Source organism: Arthrobacter sp. GW460-12-1-14-TSB2, from assembly GCF_059423525.1.
In genome coordinates this window covers 441,642-458,845 of sequence record NZ_JBWKYC010000001.1, presented here as the reverse complement: position 1 = coordinate 458,845, position 17,204 = coordinate 441,642, and the positions used below count along the sequence as shown (strand labels likewise).

18 protein-coding genes are annotated in these 17,204 nt (G+C 65.7%); 7 read left to right on the top strand and 11 right to left on the bottom strand.

The features are described from left to right. Positions 1 to 4: 4 nt before the first annotated feature. The 7 genes from AC07YR_RS02170 to AC07YR_RS02140 all read right to left on the bottom strand — a co-directional run bounded on the left by AC07YR_RS02170 (position 5) and on the right by AC07YR_RS02140 (position 7,889). The gene (locus AC07YR_RS02170) at positions 5 to 1,696 is read right to left on the bottom strand and encodes a SulP family inorganic anion transporter (RefSeq protein ID WP_494732888.1); all 1,692 of its coding nucleotides are present in this window, start codon (positions 1,694 to 1,696) and stop codon (positions 5 to 7) included. Between the two features lie 32 nt (positions 1,697 to 1,728). Further along, positions 1,729 to 2,427, bottom strand: coding sequence for an endonuclease/exonuclease/phosphatase family protein (locus AC07YR_RS02165; protein WP_055803404.1), 699 nt, complete (start codon positions 2,425 to 2,427; stop codon positions 1,729 to 1,731). A gap of 179 nt (positions 2,428 to 2,606) precedes the next feature. After that, positions 2,607 to 4,190, bottom strand: a complete 1,584-nt coding sequence (locus tag AC07YR_RS02160) for a carbohydrate-binding domain-containing protein (RefSeq protein ID WP_494732887.1) — start codon at positions 4,188 to 4,190, stop codon at positions 2,607 to 2,609. A 73-nt stretch (positions 4,191 to 4,263) separates the two neighbouring features. Further along, on the bottom strand, positions 4,264 to 5,052 hold the full coding sequence (locus AC07YR_RS02155) for a polyphosphate polymerase domain-containing protein (RefSeq protein ID WP_494732886.1): 789 nt from the start codon (positions 5,050 to 5,052) through the stop codon (positions 4,264 to 4,266). Then, positions 5,049 to 5,735 carry a DUF4956 domain-containing protein gene (locus AC07YR_RS02150; protein ID WP_436057802.1) on the bottom strand — a complete coding sequence of 229 codons (687 nt, stop codon included), beginning with the start codon at positions 5,733 to 5,735 and terminating at the stop codon, positions 5,049 to 5,051. Before AC07YR_RS02150 ends, AC07YR_RS02155 begins: the two co-directional genes overlap by 4 nt. Before the next feature lie 75 nt (positions 5,736 to 5,810). Continuing rightward, positions 5,811 to 6,905: a GtrA family protein gene (locus AC07YR_RS02145; RefSeq protein ID WP_436057801.1), complete on the bottom strand. Its 1,095-nt coding sequence runs from the start codon at positions 6,903 to 6,905 to the stop codon at positions 5,811 to 5,813. Positions 6,906 to 6,914: 9 nt separating this feature from the next. Then, the gene (locus AC07YR_RS02140; protein WP_494732885.1) at positions 6,915 to 7,889 is read right to left on the bottom strand and encodes a phosphodiester glycosidase family protein; all 975 of its coding nucleotides are present in this window, start codon (positions 7,887 to 7,889) and stop codon (positions 6,915 to 6,917) included. Positions 7,890 to 8,026: 137 nt separating this feature from the next. Here AC07YR_RS02140 and AC07YR_RS02135 point away from each other — a divergent pair, with 137 nt between their 5' ends. After that, positions 8,027 to 8,830 (top strand): thioesterase family protein, encoded by an 804-nt coding sequence (locus AC07YR_RS02135; protein ID WP_494732884.1) that lies wholly within the window; start codon positions 8,027 to 8,029, stop codon positions 8,828 to 8,830. Positions 8,831 to 8,859: 29 nt separating this feature from the next. Here AC07YR_RS02135 and AC07YR_RS02130 read toward each other — a convergent pair whose 3' ends face one another. After that, positions 8,860 to 9,249, bottom strand: coding sequence for a DUF2177 family protein (locus tag AC07YR_RS02130; RefSeq protein WP_436057798.1), 390 nt, complete (start codon positions 9,247 to 9,249; stop codon positions 8,860 to 8,862). Between the two features lie 16 nt (positions 9,250 to 9,265). Between AC07YR_RS02130 and AC07YR_RS02125 the strand changes: the two genes are divergently transcribed. Continuing rightward, positions 9,266 to 10,018, top strand: coding sequence for a lipoate--protein ligase family protein (locus AC07YR_RS02125; RefSeq protein WP_055803383.1), 753 nt, complete (start codon positions 9,266 to 9,268; stop codon positions 10,016 to 10,018). Here AC07YR_RS02125 and AC07YR_RS02120 read toward each other — a convergent pair. Next, positions 10,015 to 10,272: a mycoredoxin gene (locus AC07YR_RS02120; protein ID WP_011692168.1), complete on the bottom strand. Its 258-nt coding sequence runs from the start codon at positions 10,270 to 10,272 to the stop codon at positions 10,015 to 10,017. The genes AC07YR_RS02125 and AC07YR_RS02120 overlap by 4 nt on opposite strands. A 170-nt stretch (positions 10,273 to 10,442) precedes the next feature. On the opposite strand from AC07YR_RS02120, the gene AC07YR_RS02115 reads away from it, so the two are divergent. After that, positions 10,443 to 11,189: an SOS response-associated peptidase gene (locus tag AC07YR_RS02115; protein ID WP_082506873.1), complete on the top strand. Its 747-nt coding sequence runs from the start codon at positions 10,443 to 10,445 to the stop codon at positions 11,187 to 11,189. A 21-nt stretch (positions 11,190 to 11,210) separates the two neighbouring features. On the opposite strand, the gene AC07YR_RS02110 is transcribed toward AC07YR_RS02115, so the two are convergent. Further along, positions 11,211 to 11,633 (bottom strand): VOC family protein, encoded by a 423-nt coding sequence (locus AC07YR_RS02110; RefSeq protein ID WP_494732883.1) that lies wholly within the window; start codon positions 11,631 to 11,633, stop codon positions 11,211 to 11,213. A gap of 14 nt (positions 11,634 to 11,647) precedes the next feature. Here AC07YR_RS02110 and AC07YR_RS02105 point away from each other — a divergent pair, with 14 nt between their 5' ends. Further along, a complete protein-coding gene (locus tag AC07YR_RS02105) occupies positions 11,648 to 11,974 on the top strand; it encodes a chorismate mutase (RefSeq protein WP_055803374.1) in 327 nt (108 codons plus the stop codon). A gap of 40 nt (positions 11,975 to 12,014) precedes the next feature. On the opposite strand, the gene AC07YR_RS02100 is transcribed toward AC07YR_RS02105, so the two are convergent. Further along, on the bottom strand, positions 12,015 to 12,401 hold the full coding sequence (locus AC07YR_RS02100) for a hypothetical protein (protein WP_055803370.1): 387 nt from the start codon (positions 12,399 to 12,401) through the stop codon (positions 12,015 to 12,017). 173 nt (positions 12,402 to 12,574) lie between these two features. On the opposite strand from AC07YR_RS02100, the gene AC07YR_RS02095 reads away from it, so the two are divergent. The 3 genes from AC07YR_RS02095 to AC07YR_RS02085 all read left to right on the top strand — a co-directional run bounded on the left by AC07YR_RS02095 (position 12,575) and on the right by AC07YR_RS02085 (position 17,162). Next, complete coding sequence (locus AC07YR_RS02095) at positions 12,575 to 13,144, top strand: GNAT family N-acetyltransferase (protein WP_494732882.1); 570 nt, start codon at positions 12,575 to 12,577, stop codon at positions 13,142 to 13,144. 194 nt (positions 13,145 to 13,338) lie between these two features. Further along, on the top strand, positions 13,339 to 13,665 hold the full coding sequence (locus AC07YR_RS02090) for a DUF6504 family protein (protein ID WP_436057795.1): 327 nt from the start codon (positions 13,339 to 13,341) through the stop codon (positions 13,663 to 13,665). Continuing rightward, the gene (locus tag AC07YR_RS02085) at positions 13,662 to 17,162 is read left to right on the top strand and encodes a DNA polymerase III subunit alpha (RefSeq protein ID WP_494732881.1); all 3,501 of its coding nucleotides are present in this window, start codon (positions 13,662 to 13,664) and stop codon (positions 17,160 to 17,162) included. The genes AC07YR_RS02090 and AC07YR_RS02085 overlap by 4 nt, the downstream gene beginning before the upstream one ends. Positions 17,163 to 17,204 lie beyond the last annotated feature (42 nt).

Sequence of the window (17,204 nt, the reverse complement as noted above, 5' to 3'; positions counted from 1 at the left end):
GGGCCTAGATTCCGAACGTCCGCTTATAGGTCCGCACCGCGTTGTTGACCGTGGGGAAGAAGTGGTCCGGGCCGAACCTGCTGCTGACCCCGAACTTGAGCAGGCGGTCCTTGACGGGGCCCTTCAACTCGGCGAAGACCAGGCTGATGCCCTGGCCGGCCAGTTCGTCGTCGAGTTCCACAAGGTCGTCCAGGGCGGTGGTGTCCAGGTCCGTAATGGCCTCCGATGCCACAATCACCCATTTGACCGGTCCCGGGGCCTTCGCCACAAGATGGCGGATGTGCTCCGCAAACACGGCACCGTTGGCGAAGAAGAGCGGGGCGTCAAAGCGGGCGATCACGAGGCCCGGGACACGCTGGCCCTCCGGGTGCCGGCTGAGGTCGTGGTAGCCAGGGACGTCCTCCAGGCTGGCAAGCTCAGTGCGGTACGGATCCCACGCCCGCCGGACGAACGCGATGAGCGACAGCCCGATGGCAATGACGATGCCCTGCAGCACGCCGACGAACGCGACCCCGAGGAACGTGGCAATGAGGAGGGCCGTTTCCATCCGGCTCATCCGGACCAGCCGGAGCATGGTCTTGACGTCGACCAGCGAGGCTGCAGCCACGATGACGACGGCGGCCAGCGTGGTGGTGGGGAGGAATGCCGTCACCTCGGGCGCCGCCACCATAAAGACCACCACCAGGAGCGCGGCGACGATGCCGCTGAAAGGCGTGCGGGCTCCGGCGTCGAGCGCGATCGGCGTCCGGGAAGAGCTGCCGCAGACCGGAAAGCCGCCGAGCATTCCGCTGGCCACGTTGGCGATCCCCAGTGCCCCCATTTCCTGGTTGCCGCTCGTGTGGATGCCGCGTCGTCCGGCGAGGCTTTTGGACAAAGTGGACGTATCAGCAAATGCGATCAGGGCGATGCCGGCCGCCGGCCCGATTAGCCCGGCAACATCGTGCATGGTGATGCCTGCAAGCGCCGGTGCCGGCAGGCCGGGCGGGAGGGCTCCGACCATCGGCATGGCGTCCTTGAGGTCCAGGGCGGCGGCCGCTGCAATGGAGGCTGCCACAGCCAGCAGTACGCCCGGAACCTTCCAGGGAAGGAAACGGCCGGCAACGATGATGGCCACTGTGGCGACCCCGAACAGCAGCGCCACGGGATTGGCGGCTCCACGCAGGACGGCTTCGACGGTCTCCGTCGCCTTCGCCGGCAGCGTGTCGCCGGAGACTGTGATCCCGAGCAGCCTGGGCAGTTGGCTGACGATGATGGCGAGGGCGATGCCATTGAGGTAGCCCACCCGGATCGGCTTGGACAGCAGCCCGGTGACGAAGCCCAGCCTGAAGATCCGGCCGGCGACGAGGAAGATTCCGATCAGGATTGCCAGGACGCCGGCGAGCGCCACGGCATGGGCCGGATCCCGTCCGGCGAGCGGGAGCAGTGCGGCGGCGATCATGGGTGCCAGCGATGAATCAGGTCCCACGATGATCACGCGGGCGGGTCCGAAAACCGCGTAAAACAGCATGGGCACCACCGACGCGTACAGCCCCGTGACCGCGGGCAGCCCCGCCGCTTCGGCGTAGGCCATGCCGGCGGGTATCAGCGCCGCGCTAAGGGCTGCTCCCGCGGCAAGATCGGACTTGAGCCAGGGCAGCTGGTATGTCCGGGCCAGCTGGATGCCCGGAACGGCTTTCAGGATCCAATCGCGGTGCATTGGGGCCTCCCGGGCTGGTGGTCGGCGTCAGGTTACGGCGTGCCTTGGATGGGGCCGTAATCCTGGCCGTATTCGGCCGAGACCAGGATGGGAAGGTGGTCCGAGGCGCCGCGTGGCAGGGTTTCCACGCTTTCGATGTCCAGGCCGAGGGAAGTGGCAAAGTCGAAATGCCCCTTGAAGACCTTGTACCTCGTGTAAGTCCGCCGGTCGCTGAGGGAGAGCTCGTACCCGGAGTTCTTCATGTGTTCGTTGAGATTTTTGGTGAAGAACGGGTAGTTGAAGTCACCCACCATGAGCGTCATCAGCCCGCTGCCCATCCCGAGGAGCTCCGCGTGGGCCGCCTTGATCTGCTTGCGGCGCAGCGAATTGGAGGCCGTCAGGGGCGCCGCGTGGAATGAGGCGATCACCAGCTCATGGTCTGTTTCGTTGTCCACCACCCGGGTGCCGATCAGACGCTCATGGGCCGGGGCGAGGACGCGGTCGTGCAATGACTTCTTCAACGCGAAAGTGTTGGTTTCAAAGGCTGTGAAGCGGTCCATCCGGTAGTAGATGGCGAGCCCCAGCCTGTTGCCCTTGGTTGAATCGGCCAGGTGAAGCGGCCCCAGTGTGTCCGGCAGATCCGTGGTGTCGCACTCCTGCAGGCACAAGGCATCTATCCCGAAGTCGCTGGCCAGATCCTGCAGTTCACCGACCGCCGCGTGCTTGCGAAGGTTGTAGCTGATGACTCGTATCAGGGGAATACCTCTTCCGAGCGTAGTAAGGAGAACCGACTCCTGAGTCTAGTCCGTACATGGTGCCGAGCACAGAAGGCCCGCGCGGAAGGACGGCACGGAAGGGCGGCGGGCGAAAGCGGCCAGGCATGACGGCGGGGGGCGCGGCCGCGCCGTCGTCCCCCGCCTGCGTATTGCCCCTAGCGGCCGCCGGGACCGCGTGCGGCGGTGTATTCGCCGGCGGTGACGGTGCCTTGCTCCTGGGCACCGTCAAGTGTTCCTTCTCCGAGGCCGGCGGTGACCTTGGCGGTCCCGCCGGTGTACACCGTGTATTCCTCGCCGGCCGTGATGGCTGCGGAGGAGTAGACCAGCGAAGCTGCCTGCTTGGAGGTCACGAACGTCCCCACGACTGCGCCGCTGGAGTCCGCCAGTTGGATGGTGGTGCCGGCCGGAAGGGCCGAACCGAAGGTCAGTTGGACGCCGGACTGCGCCGAGGACGTCCCCGGGGTGACAGCCATGCCGGAGCTTCCCGCGGCCGCCACCGTTCCGCCGTTGACCACGAGTTCGCCGTTGACGTCCAGTGCGCCGTTGCCATCGTTGGTGGGGCCGTTGATCACTACCGTGCCGCCGGTGATGGTGGCGCTGCCGTTGGAGTCCAGGCCGTCACCCTGCGAATTGATGGTGAGTGAGCCGCCGCTGATGTCCACGGTGTAGTCTCCTGCGGCCATTTCTCCGCCGCCGCCACCCATGCCGCCGCCCATTCCGCCCTGCGAGGTGGTGCCCGTGCTGCCCCCGGAAGCGTTGACGCCGTCGTCGTTGGAGGTGACGCTGGCGGTACCGCCCGAGATCACGATGTGCTGGGCTTCCAGGCCTTCTTCGGACTCTTTCACCGTGGCGGTGCCGGCGGCGATGGAGAGCGTGTTGAAGGCCTTGATGCCGTCGTCGCCGGCGCTGACGTTGAGGGTTCCACCGTTGATGAGGACCCAGCCGCGGCCTTCGTCCTCTTCGTTGTCCGACTTGAAGCCGTCGTCGCCGCCCGTGACCTGGTAGGCGCCGTCGAGGAGGACCGCGTAGTCCTTGCCCACGATCCCGTCGTCCTTGGCGTCCACGGTCACATTGCCCGCGGCCAGCACCAGGCCGTCCTTGGCGGAGATGCCGTCGTTGTAGTTGCCGTCCACGGTCAGTGAGCCGCTGCCGGCGATGGTGAGGTCGGCCATGGAGTACAGCGCGGCGTTGGGTGCATCGTCGCCCTGGTCGGTGTAGCTGGCGGCGTCGGCCAGGGTGTTGGAGGTGCCCTCTGCCAGGAAGACGATTGCTTCGTTGGCGCTTTGCACCACAAACGGGGATCCGGTGGAGCTGGTCACGTCCGCGCCGTCCAGGATGATGCGCACTACGTCCTCTTCACCGGCGGCAACCACCACCTGCCCGTCCGTCAGCGAACCGCTCAGGCGGTAGGTTCCGGCAGCGCTGATGGTGACAGTATCGCCGTCGACCTTTACCGCGGAGGACGAATCTGATGTAACAGCGCTGGCGCCGTCCGCCAGGGTCACGGCGACTTCGGACGCGGCGTCCCAAGTGAGGTCGTCGGCGTCGTAGTGGGTGTCCGCCGAGAGGGTATCCGGGGAGACGGCCTCGGCCGTTCCGGACGACCCTGACGTTGTTGAGTTGGAAGTGGCGCCGGTGATCGAGGTTCCGGTGGAGGTGGTGCCGGCCGCGGAGCAGCCAGCCAGGCCCACGGCAATGGCCAGTGCGGTGACGGAGAGGTAAGTGCGGAAGCTTTTCATGGTGTGTGTTCCTTCGGTGAAGTATGTGCGTGAAGCGGGGGAGGTCGGCGGGGGAAGCCTGCCCGGGAAGGGTTCAGGCGGCGGGGCGGAGGGCCAGAGTCCGGCGTAGCGTGCGGTTCCAGCGGTTGGCCGGCAGTTCGGGGCAGAGGGCCGCCATTCCTGTGGCGAATTTGGAGATCCTGGAGGGCCGGACGCCGTGGGCCCAGAGGTGCCGGTCCAGCGGACCCGCCGTCGACCCGGACTTGGTCTCTAAAATCACGGCGCCATCCAGGACCCAGGCCTGTTCCCCGGGCCGCTGCCAGGTGACGTCCGTGTCGATGGTGGCCCGGCTGCCGGAGTCCGGCAGGTACAGGGTGGTGCGGTGGTAGCGCGTTTCCAGCACCGGGCCCAGGGGGCTGTCCGGAACGCAGCCCACTGCGGCGGTGAGGGTCTCGCGGACGTAGTCCAGGCCCTCTGCCGTCAGCCGGGCGCGGTCGGTGAGTTCGTAGGGGATGCGTTCCTTGACGGTGGCCTCGCGGGCGCCTTCCGTCTTGACTTCCAGGAAGCTGGTGGCGCTGTCCACATAGGTCCTGGTGCGGACCTTGTAGCGGCGTCGGCGGCCGTAGGCGGCCAGGAGGTAACTGTCCAGCCCGGCCGAGTCGAAATAGACGGAGTCGTACGCGAAGCAGCGGCAGCCGTCCATCTCAAGGACCCGGACATCGGCGTCGAATGTGGTCAGCAGCTCCTGTGCCTGTGCCTCGGGGACCACGTACTTCCGGTCCACGCGGGTCTGCAGTGCGGCCGCCGCGTTCAGCTGGTCCAGCCCGATAGACGGGAGCAAGCGGAGGGAGTCCAGGACGCCGGCCTGCGCCGGGGCGGTCATGCCGCACCGGCCGAGGCATGGACGGGAGCGGAAGCCGGAGCGGAGACGGGGTCGGACAGCGGCGGGACGGTTCCGGGAATGGCCTCCGGGTACGCTGCGGTGAAGGTTGCGGCCGGGAAGGTTGCAGCCGGAATGGTTGCAGGGACGTAGGCGTAGCGAACATCAACAACCGTCTTGTCGTTGACGAGGTCCAGCTCCTGCACGGTGGCCGAGTGGACCTTGCCGTGGACCACTTCTTCGAGCCGGGCGTAGAGTTCCTCGTCAACGGCGATGGCGCGGTCCAGGATCACTGTCTGGTGGCGGTACGCGGGCAGGACGCGGGAATGGTCTCCCACGAACATCACCAGCAGGATCATGGCCATCAGCGCCAGTGGCAGCCACACGGGGTCGATGCCGAGGCCGGCGATCAGGCCCAGGGCCAGTGCTGAGAAATAGTAGGCCACCTCGTGCTGCGCCAGTTCGGTGGAGCGCAGCCGGATGATGGACAGGACACCGAAGAGGCCGAGGCCCAGGCCCACGCCGGCGGCCGAGCCGGAGAGTGCGGCCGCAACTGCCATGACGCCGACGTTCATGCCGAGGTAGGACACCACCAGGTCGCGGCGCCGGTGCCGGCGGAGGTACAGGGCGAAGGTCAGGATGCTGATGGCGGCCAGGTCGGCGGCGATGAGGACGAGGGGTGTCATGGGATTCTCCGGAATCTGATTGGTGGACTGGTTTTCACGATCCACGGCCAAACTGTGCAGGTGCTGTGGCGGAACCTAGGCCGGAATATGAGTGTTTGCCGGGAGTTCATCTGCTGTTTCCGCCGCGGCTTTGCCGTTGACCTTCCCGGCATTCTTCCCGGCAAAGAGGAACCGCTGCTGCACCGCGTAGCTGGTGGCCAGCAGGGCGATTTCGGCAAGGATTTTGGCGGGAAGCATGGCCAGGGACAGCGCTTCAAAGGCGGCGATCAACCCGAAGTTGGCGGCCAGCAGCACCGCGACCAGGGCGAAGTAGCGGACGCCGGTCCGGGCGGCGGGCTTCTCGCGGCCGCGCCGGAACACCAACCGCCGGTTGACGGCGAAGTTGACGGCCGAACTTACGGCCCGGGCGCCAACCACCGCAAGGAGCAGGGAGTCGGTGGCCGCGGTGAGGAGGAGGAACATCAGGGTGTCCACCAGGAACGCAGTGAAGGAGGACGCCAGGAACTTCAGCAGCGGGGCATAGATCCGGGCGGAGTCCGCCACCGGCCTGAAGTGCGAACCCGCGTTGTGGTCCAGGTACACGGTCGCGATGTCGACGCTGTTGATCGCGTACCCGGCCTGTTTGGCTTCCAGCAGCAGGTTCAGCTCGTACTCGTAGCGCTCGCCGTGGACGGACCGGAGCCAGGGGAGCATGGAGGCGGGGTAGCCGCGGAGGCCCGTCTGGGTGTCGGAAATCCTTTGGCCGGTGGCGAGGGTGAACAGCAGCCGGGTGGCGTTGTTGCCGAACCTGCTGCGGGCCGGGACGTTGCCTGTGAAGCTTCGAGTGCCCAGGACCATGGCCGGTGAGCCGGGTTTCACCGCGGCAGCCACCTTGAGGATGTCCACGATGGTGTGCTGGCCGTCGCTGTCGGCGCAGACCACGTTGCGGCCCGGGAGGTGGTCGGCGATGAAACCGAAGCCGGTCTTGAGCGCGAAGCCCTTTCCCCGGTTGGTGGCGTAGCCGACGACGTGGCACCCGAGTGCCTTGACGCCGTCGAACACGTCCCGGTAAGCGGGACCGCTGCCGTCATCAACCACCACCACCGTGGCCCATGGTTCCGCGTCTCGGATGGAGCGGATCAGGTCGGGCAGCTGCCGGTCAGGCTCGTAAGCCGGGATCAGGATGATCATGTCGGCCTCCTACTGCGCGATGTAGAGGATGTCGGAGATGCCGCGTTCCTTGTTCTCGCCCAGGGGGTTGTTGACCAGCTCCCCGTTGAAGTACATGGTGGAGGACCCGCCGCCGTCGATGTTGTACGCGGTGGTGGCGCCGAGGCCCTGCATGATTTTCGCCAGCCCGGTCATGGTCACGCCGGCGCTGTAGCCGGGGCTCCGGCCGTCCACCACGACGAAGACGAGGTGGTTTTCGTCGATGATGCCGACGGCGGTGCGGGGCTGTTCGCCCTGGATGGAGTGGTTGCCGAAGTTGGTGTCCACTTCCATGTCCTCGATGCCCGCGGCGACCTCGCCGTCGTTCAACAGGGACGGGCCGAAGGAGAGGGTGTTCCAGACCCCGTCGGCCAGCAGTTGCTCAGCGGTGGTGGCGGTCTCGTCGTAGACCTTGACGGTGCCGTCCCGGTAGAAGGCCAGGCCCTGCCGGGCGCCCTCGTCGCGGAACACCACGCCGTTGCGGATCACGATGCCGGTGTCGCGGAAGCCGTAGTAGTCGCCGTTGATGGCAAACACGGCGTTGTTGGCCTCGGCGATGGCGGACGTGGTCTCGGTGATGTTTTCGCCGAAGCTGTCGTTGGCGAACGCCGACTGGAGGGTGGTGGCGTCGTCCAGTACGACGTCGGCAACATAGTACGTGACGGTGCTGTCGCCGCTGCCGGTGGTCACCGTGGAGATGCTGATGTTGGAGCTGCCGGAAACATAGGACGTGTCGGTGGTGACCGCGGCGGTGGTGCCGCTGGATTCGGTCGTGGTGTCGGCCGCGGTACTGCTCTGGCTTGCCTGGTAGGCGGAGACGTCCGAGATTTGCACGTGCTGGACTACAAAGCGGTCCAGCGCCCAGGCGGTGGCTCCGCCGGCGGAAAGGGTGAGGGCGACGGCCCCGGCGACGACGGCGCGCCGGATGCGGCCGCCTTTGCGTTTTTCGTTCGTGAGAGGAGTCATGCCTTTATTTCTAGGCTTCGGACTTATGCCGGCCATGAGGCCTTGTTATGAGGAAGCTGTGAGGACAAAGGCAAGCTGTGAGCCGTCTAGCGATAGTGTGTTCTGGGATCATCACCAGCCATGCGAAAGGGTCGACGTTGACTGCAGCACTTCCGGAACTCGCCGAGGGGGAGTTCTACTACGAGTCATTGGGCGGCGGACAGTTCCGTTCCACGATCCACGCCCAGGGTGCCTGGAACGAGCATGAGCAGCACATGGCGCCCGCATCCGGGATCATGGCGGACTGCCTGGAGCGGCATGCCCCGCGGGACGACGTCAGGATGGCGCGCCTGAGCTACGAGATCCTGGGACTGATCCCCGGCGGCGAGTTTGAGGTCGTCACCACCACCCTCCGTCCGGGCCGCACCATCGAACTGCTGCAGGCCGAACTCGTGGCTGGGGGGCGCGTGGCCATCCGCCTCACCGCGTGGCGGATGATCACGTCCGATACTTCGGCGGTCGCCGCCGTCGAAGATGCCTGCATTCCCGGACCGGAAGAGTGCTCTCCGTACGACGCAGCGAGCGTCTGGCCGGGAGGCTACATCCGGTCCCTGGAAATGCGTGTTGCCGACGGACACCGCCCGGGCTCCGGGACAGTCTGGATCCGAACCGCGCACCCGCTGACGGACAAGGCCGATAGTGGCGACCTGGCGCGGCTCATGGGCCTGGTGGACACCGCCAACGGAATAGCGGCGCGGGTACCTCCGGGGAAGGACAGCTACGCGTTCCCCAACCTGGACCTGCAGATCCACATGTACCGGAAACCCGCCGGCGACTGGCTGGGCCTCGACAACGCCGTCTCCTTCGGAGCCGACGGCATCGGACTGACGTCCACGGTGCTCCACGACCTGGACGGGCCCTTCGGCCGGGCAGAGCAGATCCTGACGCTCCGCAAGACGTAGTCTTCCGCGGAACGTGGCTCCTGCGGCCGCTAGTTCCTGTGGAACACCAGCCAGCCGGCCAGGGTGGCCAAGGCAGTCAGCGCTGCGCCCCAGAGGATGTCCACGATGATCAGCTGCAGCGGCCAGGTCTTCAGCGTCGCGGCATTGGTGAGGTCGTAAGTGGCGTAGGCGAAGGCGCCCAGGGCGGCACCGTAGCCCACCGCGCTAAGCCAGCTGCCGCCGTCGAGCGCGGGTCGCAGGGCGAAGAACACAATGCCGGCAATGTAGATCACGTAGAAGACCACCGCGTACCCTAGATTGGGCCGGTCGGCCAGCAGTTCACCAATCTGTCCGCGGTAAAAGGGGTTCATCGTCTTGAGCCAGATGGCGTCAATGACGGCGAAGGCGGCGGCGACGACCAGGAATTGCAGAATGACCATAAGGGAGCTTAGCAAGATGCAGCATACGGCCGGCGCACCCGCCACGCTGACCATTGTCCGGCAGGAGCAGTCGCTGGGCGCGGCGCGTGACCTGGAATTCGGCATTGAGCTGCTGGGCATGGCCAAGACCGGGCGGATCGGCCCGACGCTCAGGCTGTACCGCCCGGCTCCGACGGTCGCCTTTGGCCAGCGCGACGCGCACCTTCCCGGCTTTGAGGCGGCAGCGCAGGCGTGCCGGGAGCTCGGATTTGAGCCGCTGGTCCGGAAGGCCGGCGGCCGGGCTGCGGCGTATCACGAGGGAACGCTGATCGTGGACCATGTGGAGCCCCATGCCGATGCCATCGCCGGCGCCAAGGGGCGCTTTGCCTTTTTCGGCGGGATGCTGGCCGACGCGCTGCGGAACGCCGGAGTCCAGGCCGCCGTCGGTGAAATCCCGGGGGAGTACTGCCCCGGGGAGTTCAGCGTCCACGGCCTGGACCCGGCAGATCCTCTGCACCGGGTCAAACTGATCGGCACCGCCCAGCGGGTGGTGTCGGGTGGCTGGCTGTTCAGCTCGGTGATCGTGGTGGAGAATTCCGCGCCGATCCGCAAGGTCCTCGAAGCCAGCTACGCGGCCCTCGGGCTTGACTGGGACCCGGCCACTGCCGGTGCCGTTGACGACCTCGTCCCCGGGCTGGACGTGGCCGCCATCGAAACTGCGGTCATCAACACCTATGCCGGGTATGCGCAGCTGGACTACGCGGATTTCGCCAGCCTGCGAGCGGGCTAGGCGGCGAGCCGGCTCTTCACTTCGGCTGCCGACGGGTTGGTGGCAGCGGTACCGTCCGGGAAGAGGACGGTGGGTACCGTGCGGTTGCCTCCGTTGAGCTGCTCCACGAGGTCGGCTGTCCCTTCGACTTCTTCGATGTTGATCTCGGTGTAGCCGATGCCCTGGGCGTCCAGCTGCTTCTTCAGACGGTTGCAGTAACCGCACCAGGTAGTCGAAAACATGGTGATGGTGCCGGATTCGGGAGTGAAATCCACAGAGTTCTCCTCAGTATCGTTAGTGCTCGTCGTTATCAAAGCAGCTGTCTTTCCACTCAACGGTAACCCGTCGGCCGGTATTCCCCGGGCGCCGGGGCACCGCACCCCTGTCCCTGCCCCCTCGGGTTACGCCGGGTGACACTGCATCGGGGCGGTGGCATGCTGGTGCCATGTGTGGACGCTATGTGATGGCCAGGGCTGTCGGGGACCTGCTGGCAGAGTTTGACGCCGAACTGGAAGAGGAACTGGTGGTTCCGCCGTCGTGGAATGTTGCTCCGACCGCCGATGTGCCCATCGTGCTGGAACGGCTGGTGGACGGCAGTCCGGTCCGGCAGCTCCATGTGGCCCGGTGGGGGCTCGTGCCGTCCTGGGCCAAGGACCCTTCCATCGGCTCGAAGATGATCAATGCGCGAAGCGAAAGCGTCCTCGAGAAGCCGGCCTTCCGCAAAGCGACCCGGTCCCGGCGCTGCGCGGTGCCGGCCGACGGCTATTACGAATGGAAGGGTGAAGGGCGCGGCAAGCAGCCCTACTATGTGCACCCGAAGGACGGCCGGCCCCTGGTGTTCGCAGGACTCTACGAATGGTGGAAGGACCCGTCCAAGCCCGAGGGCGACCCGCACCGGTGGATGCTGTCCACCTCAATCATGACTACGGACTCGCCGCCCGAGGGCTATGCCGGCGGAATGCTCGCCGAACTCACCGCACTGCACGACAGGGTGCCGCTGCCCATGAACCGCGAGACCATGCAGGCGTGGCTGGATCCGCAGGCGGATGACGCTGCCGGCCTGGTGGATCTGGTTCGTGCGGGTGCGCACGACGTCGCCGAAGGCTGGACCATTGATGCCGTGGGCACCGCCGTCGGGAATGTAAAAAATGACTCGCCCGAGCTCATCCAGCCGGTGGGCAGCCTGTTCTAGCCGGCCTCCGGACCCGTGGCTCTAGACTGTGACGTTGCCGCCGGCGTCGACGGCCCACGTGGGATTGAAGGCGATTTCCCAGCGGAAGCCGTCGGGATCGGCGAAGTACCCCGTGTAGCCGCCCCATGGCTGGGTTTTCGGCGGCGCCACCACGGTGGCGCCGGACCCCTCTGCTTCCGCCATGACCCGGTCAACGTCCGCCGCGCTCCCCACGTTGTGGCTCAGCGTGACGCAGGGGACCCCGGCGGGGCTGCCCACTGACGCCTCGGCCTGCATCTGGCCTGCGTCCCAGAGGGAAAGAATGAGGCCGTGGTTGGCCTGGATGAAGACCACCTCGCCGGGGACTTCCCGGTGGACCGGCCAGCCCAGGCCGTCCACGTAGAAGGCGCGGGAGGCCTCGACACTGCGGACGCCTAATGAAATGAAGTCGACTCGAGGCTGCATTCTTAGATACTGTCATGCACATGCCCACAAATCACGGACACGACAAAGACGCCCAGGCCGACAGGGAGCAGCTCGCAGCTGTCCGCGTGGCCGTCGATGAAGTTGATGAGCAGATTGTCACCCTGATTGCCCGCCGTGAACGTCTGATCCGGATTTCCGGCACGTTGAAGGGTGATGACGCCGAGGTCAGGGCTCCGGGCCGCGTGGAGAAAGTCATCGAACATGTTCGTGCCGCCGCCGAGAAAAAAGACATCGATCCGGACATTGTGGAGAAGACTTACCGTGCGATGATCACGGCTTTCACCGAGCTTGAGATGAAAGTGCACAACGCCAGCAGCTAGCGGTTCAAAGCGCAGCTAGCGGCTCAGAGCGGTTCCTCCGTCAGAGCGATTCCTCCACGGGAACGTTCGCCTGGTATTCCCGGCCGTCGGCGTCGCTGAAGGCTGTCATCAGGTGACCCTTCTCCAGCCCCAGGACCGTGCTCATGGGAAAGTTGCCGGTAATGGTGCTGCCGGAGTGCGAAACGCCGCTGAGGTCGAAATTCTCCTCGGTGCCGTCGTGGCTGAAGCAGTAGAAGGACACAGCTTCGCCGTTCATGAACTCGATTCCCATTCTTCGTTGATGGGAATGATCCGGTGTGGCTGCGACGAGGCCAACGACATAGGCGCCCGCCCCGGGGATATTGCCGTCTATATCAAAAGTCGCCACCAAGGTGGAATCCTTGGCGGCGATGGCTACGTGCTTCAGGAGTGCGTCATGGGAGCTCATGGCTCAATCCTGCCCCCCTCGCCCGTGTCCGTCCACCCCTGATTCAGGTTTTGTCAGGGCTCCGGCGCAGACGTGAATCATTAGAAGATACATTCGAATGTTTGCGGCATCGGGGCGCTCGGATCACCCGTCGATCTTCACGTCCAAAGCCGGCGACGGTACCGTGGGGGCCTATGACTTCTGCGGACCAATTTCTGGCGGCATATGATCGGCAACTCCGCACGGACGCGGAGGCCCAAGGTGCGCTCGCCGTCGAGCGGCTGGGGCCGTTGCTGCTTTGCACCTTCGCGGGCGGCCGGGGTTTCGTGACGTATCGAAATCTCGATGGAGCCGGTTGCCGGGCGATTGACCAGTGGGTGGTGGAAGCGCTCGCGTACTTCCGCGGGGATCCGGCAGTTGTGCGGGTGGAGTGGAAAACCCGTGGTCATGACTATGCGCCCGGGCTCCATGACGCGCTGTTGGGCGGCGGATTCGAACCCGAAGAGGAGGGGTCGATCGTGAGCGCGGGCCGCCTGGAGCCGGTGCCGGGTGCCGACTTTGCGGGAATCTGGGGCGGGGCAACGCGGGAAGAGTGGCGCGGCCAAGGGATATACCGTGCAGTCACCGCGGCCCGTGCTCAGTCCGCAGTGAAGCTGGGCAAGAAACTCATCCACAGTGATTCGACCGGATACTCGCGGCCGATCCTGGAGCGCCACGGGTTTCTCCGGGTGTCAACAACCACCCCGTACTGCTGGCGGCGCTGAAGCCCGGCTGTCCCGCAAAGCTCCCGGCTCCTGCTTCGGGAAGGCCTGTATAGGTTTTGTCCCGGCTCCGGCGTAGACTTGATTATTCGAAGATATATTCGAAAGAATTGTTTCGAACGAATCATTTCAGATTTCCCCTGCGCCGTTGCGCCCACGCGTGGCGGTCAGGGGGAGTGCACTTCCGGGAGGCGCCGATGGGCTTGTTCAGCGAGGGTGTCGACGTCGTCTGCACGCCCGCCGGCCAGCCCTCGGCGCTCACCTGGGCCGGTCGTCAATACACGGTTTGCGCAGAGCCCGTGCGCTGGTTTGAGCGCAGGCAGTGGTGGGCCGAAGAAACCCGCGCACCACTGGGAACCGGCCCGGGACTGGTGGACCACGAGATCTGGCGCGTCCAGGTCCGTCCCGCTGATGAGGAGGCGGCGCCGGATGAAGCCCTCACCCTCGACCTGACCAGGAACATCGGCAGCGGCCGGTGGCGGCTGCTGAAGATCCACGATGCCCTGAGGCCGCGATCAGCATGAGCTTCACCCATCTTCACGTTTCCACCGCCTTCAGCGCCCACTATGGGGTGTCCTGGCCGGATGAGCTTGCCCAGGCGGCCGCCGCGGACGGCGCCACCGCGCTTGCCTGCACTGACAGGAACGGCCTGTACGGCACTGTCAAACACCTCAAAGCCTGCATGGCGGCGGGACTGGATCCCGTCGTCGGGGTTGACCTTGCGGTCTATGACGACGACGGCGACCTCCGCACCCAGCTCGCGGGCCGCGTCGTTGTACTTGCCCACGGACACAACAAAGGTGCCGGCTACCGGGCCCTCTGCCGCCTGATTTCAGATGCTCATGCCCGTACGTCAGGCAAGGCCGGGGGAGTGGTGCCCGTTGCGGTGACCCGCGCCGAAATCGCTTCCCGGGCGCTGCATCCGGAAACACTGGAACCGGTGCTGACTGTGCTGGTGGGGCCGGATTCAGACGTTGGCAGGGCAATGAGCGGCCGCCGGTACCTTCGCCCCCGCACGTTGTTCAAACAATGGCTGGACAGCATGCCGAAGGGAACCGTGGCAGCAGAAGTGGTGTCCCACCTCAGCGCTCCCGGGGAGCCGCTGAGCACTGCCCATGCCGTGCGCATGCTTAAGCTTGCTGCCGAGCACGGGGTTCCGGCCGTCCTGACCAACGCCGTGCGGTATTGCGCGGAAGACGGGGCTGCAACGGCGGATGTGCTGGATTCTGCCCGCACCTTGAAATCCCTGACCGAACTGACTGAGGAGCCGTTGCTTCAGCCCAACGGCCGGGGGTGGCTGAAGACCTCCGCCCAAATGCTCGAACTCGGCAAGGAGGTCATCCATGCCGCGGGCTACGGCGCCACCGACCTCACCAGGTTGCTCGGCCAAACCGAGGCGCTCGCGGACCGCTGCCGGATGGACCCGGTCGCGGACATGGGGTGGAAGCAGCCGGTGGTTCCCGAAGCTTCGGTCATCGGCATTGATGGCGATCCGCTGGTTGAGCTGACCAGGCGCTGCGAGGCCGGCATCAGCCGGCGGTTCCCGGGGATATCAGGGCGGCCCGAGGCGGAAATGCGGGCACGGCTGGAACACGAACTGAGGATCATCGCCAACCTTGGCTTCGCTTCCTACTTCCTCACGGTGGCCGAGGTGTCCCGGATGATCCTGGACATGGAGGTCAGGGCCGCGGCGAGGGGCTCCGGGGCCTCCAGCCTGGTGAACTACCTGATCGATGTCAGCCAGGTGAACCCGCTGCAGCACGACCTCATTTTCGAGCGGTTCCTTTCCCGCGACAGGGCAACGCTTCCGGACATCGACATCGACGTCGAAAGTGCCGAGCGGCACAACGTGTACCGCCGGATCTTTGACCGCTTCGGGGCGGAACGCGTCACGCTCATGAGCATGCAGAACGGCTATCGCGCTCGCGGTGCCGTCCGGGACGCCGGCCACGCACTGGGCATGGACGACGGCGACATCGGCGAGATCGCCAAGCAGCTGTGGCGGTTCTCGGCAAGGAACTTCCGTGAAGCCCTGGTGGAAAAACCCGAACTGAAGGAATTCGCAGGAAGGGTGGAGCAACGCGAATTCGCGGAAAACCAGCAACTCGACCTGCTCGTTGACCTGACAGAGAGGCTCGACCGCCTGCCACGGCACATCTCCATGCACCCCTGCGGCGTAATCCTTGGCGACGCCACGCTGCTGGACCGGACCCCCGTCCAGCCCAGCGGCCTTGGCCTGCCCATGAGCCAGTTCGATAAACACGACATGGATCCGATGGGGATGCTCAAACTGGATGTCCTCGGCGTCCGAATGCAGAGCGCCATGGCCTTTGCCGTCCGTGAGGTCATCCGGCTGCACCCCTCAAAGGCAGAGGTGGTGGCTGCCGGTGCACATCCTCCCGGACCGGAAGGCACGGGGCCGGACTTCATCTCGGCAGACGGGCACATCGACCTCAACGCCGTACCGCTCGATGACGAACCAACCTACGAGCTGATCCGGAGCACGCATACCCTTGGCTGTTTCCAGATCGAATCTCCCGGCCAGCGGGAACTCATCGGCAAAATGGCACCGCGGGAATTCAACGACCTCATTATCGACATATCGCTGTTCCGCCCGGGGCCCATGAAATCGGACATGGTCCGGCCCTTCCTCGAACACCGGCATGGATTCGCGCCGGAGGTCTATCCGCATCCGGACCTCAAACCTGTGCTTCAGGAAACCCACGGCGTGACGGTCTTCCACGAACAGATCCTGAAGACGTTCGACGTCATGACCAAGTGCGGCCTGGCCCGGGCGGATGAATTCCGGCGTGCCCTGGGGAATGAACTCCTTGAACCCAAAGTGGAGGAATTTTTCCGCAGGGAAGCCCGGGCGCGGGGTTACACCCCGGAGGTCGTGGACAAGGTCTGGGGAACACTCAAGGCCTTTGGCAGCTTTGGCTTCTGCAAGGCACACGGAGCAGCCTTCGCCGTGCCCACCTATCAGTCGGCCTGGCTGAAGGCCCACCACCCGGAAGCTTTCCTCGCCGGGCTATGGGAACACGATCCCGGCATGTATCCCAAGAGGCTCCTGGTGGCCGAAGCTCGGCGGCTGGGGATCCCCATCCTGCCCCTGGACATCAACAGGAGCCAGGCAGAGTACCGGGTGGAGCGGGTCGGATCCGGGCCCGACCGCGGGAAGCTGGGCATCCGGCTCAGCCTGAACGGCATCTACGGGCTTTCCGGGGCCGAACTCAAAAGGATCGTTGCCGGCCAGCCCTACGACTCGCTGGCAGACCTGAGGGCCCGCTCCAGGCTGAGCAAGCCCAGCATCAAGCGGCTTGCCCAGCTCGGAGCATTCGACGCGCTGCACCGGGAATCCGGCGGAGCCGCCAACCGGGCAGACCTCGTCCAGCACCTCCAGGCCCTCCAGAACCGCCCCGGTAAGAAAGGCATTGAGGTCATCGAGGGCCAGCTGTCCCTGCCCCTGGGTGATGTTGAACTCAAGAACCTGAAGGCCGAACTTCCAGCTCCGAGCATGATCGAAAACGTGCGGGCAGAACTTGATCTGATGGCGGTGGATGTCAGCGAACACCTGATGGCAAGCCACCGGCCCCTGCTCGACCGGCTGGGCGTCACCACCGCGGACAAGCTCCTGGGGCTCCGGAACGGCACCGAAGTGCTGGTGGCCGGGGTCCGGATTGCCACGCAGACACCGCCGATGCGCGGCGGGCGCCGGGTGGTGTTCATCAGCATCGACGACGGAACCGGCTGTGTGGACTCCGTATTCTTCCATGAGGCCCAGGAACTGGCAGGACCGTTGCTGTTCGGCACCCGCCTGCTCCTGATCCGTGGCAACACCCGCAGGACCGGTCCCCGCGGGATCAGCATCAGCGCCACCATGGCCTGGGACCTCAGCCGCACCGAGACCCTGCCGTACCCGGAAAAGCAATCCACCGACACCTGGGAACCCGACCTCCAACTACGGGGGCCGTTGGACGGAATCAGCCGCAGCCTGGCCATCACGGGCCTTGGCAGCTGAACCTCAACTCCGGATGGGTCAGGTGCGCTGGCCGGCCGCGCC